This is a genomic window from Enterococcus sp. 3H8_DIV0648, assembly GCF_002140655.1.
In the GTDB taxonomy this organism is placed as follows: Bacteria; Bacillota; Bacilli; order Lactobacillales; family Enterococcaceae; genus Enterococcus_A; species Enterococcus_A hulanensis.
This window is the reverse complement of record NZ_NGLG01000001.1, coordinates 464,293-465,572: the sequence shown is the minus strand read 5'-3', so window position 1 is coordinate 465,572 and position 1,280 is coordinate 464,293. Positions and strand designations below refer to the sequence as shown.

Annotated in this window: 2 protein-coding genes; one reads left to right on the top strand and one right to left on the bottom strand. The window is 39.5% G+C overall.

Annotation, left to right across the window (positions count from 1 at the left end):
* Window positions 1–93 precede the first annotated feature (93 nt).
* Complete coding sequence (locus A5875_RS02120; protein ID WP_088932083.1) at window positions 94–1,035, top strand: 2-dehydropantoate 2-reductase; 942 nt, start codon at window positions 94–96, stop codon at window positions 1,033–1,035.
* Between the two features lie 41 nt (window positions 1,036–1,076).
* Here A5875_RS02120 and A5875_RS02115 read toward each other — a convergent pair.
* Window positions 1,077–1,280, bottom strand: a 204-nt coding sequence (locus A5875_RS02115) for a GlsB/YeaQ/YmgE family stress response membrane protein (RefSeq protein ID WP_088932082.1), incomplete at its 5' end; no start/stop codon positions are given.

Genomic DNA, 1,280 nt, shown 5'->3' with positions numbered 1-1,280 from the left:
ATGAAATATCATTTCTTCTATGAGCAGGTAAGCCGTGTTTTTACTGGTTTTTATGTATACTGTTTAATGGAACTTGAAAGGGGAATCGTCCATATGAAAATCGCAATTGCCGGAGCGGGTGCAATGGGAAGCCGCATCGGATTAATGCTTCATCTAGCGGGCAATGAAGTTATTCTGATCGATCGTTGGCCTGATCATATCAAAGCTATTCGTGAGAACGGTTTGATTGGAGAATTTGAAGACCGCGAGGTAGTCGCAAACTTGCCGATCTACTCGCCAGAAGAGATCGTGGAGGATCATGCTAACGTTGATTTAGTCGTTGCGTTGACCAAGTCTATGCAGCTTGAAGCAATGTTTCAAGATATTAAACCCATCATTGGTGAAAAAACTTTTGTATTTTGTCTATTAAATGGATTGGGACATGAGGAAACTTTGTCAAAATTTGTCCCGAAAGAAAATATTATTTTTGGTACAACGACTTGGACTGCTGGTCTCTCTGGACCTGGTCATGCAAAATTAGTCGGCACAGGCAGTATTGAAATGGAGAATTTAGATCCAAAAGGCAAAGAATTTACGCTACAAGTACTAGAAGTCTTCCAAAAAGCTGGATTAAATCCCATCTACAGCAATAACGTACGATACTCCATTTGGAAAAAGGCTTGTATTAATGGCACACTGAATGGTTTATGTACGATCTTAGATTGCAACATCGCTGATTTTGGGTCTTTGAGTGTAGCCAGAAATCTGATTGAGACTATCGTTGGAGAATTTGCCTCAGTTGCTAAAGTAGAAGGAATTGATCTTGATCAATCTCAAGTAATTCAAGCAATAGAGGCTACTTACGATGTTAAGACACAAGGTTTGCATTTTCCTTCCATGTATCAAGACTTGATTCGCAATCATCGAAAAACCGAGATCGACTATATCAACGGAGCCGTGTGGCAAAAAGGAAAGAATTATCAAATTGCTACACCATATTGTGCTTTCTTAACTCAATTAATCCACGGAAAAGAAGAACTATTAAATGCAAAATAAAAAAAGCGCCTAGGCGCTTTTTTTATTTAAGGATGAATGTCTTATTTTCTTCCAATAAAGAATGAAACCACTGCAACAACAATCACAGCACCAATAATAGAAGGAACTAATGCCATACCTGCTAAGCTAGGGCCCCATGAGCCAAGTAACGCTTGACCAATTGCAGAACCAACTAAACCAGCAACAATGTTTGCAATCCAGCCCATTGATCCACCTTTGTTAGTGATCGCACCTGCGATTACACC

Bases quoted from the DNA above. Each gene is read 5' to 3' on its own strand.
- A5875_RS02120 (WP_088932083.1), top strand. From the start codon at position 94: ATGAAAATCGCAATTGCCGGAGCGGGTGCAATGGGAAGCCGCATCGGA.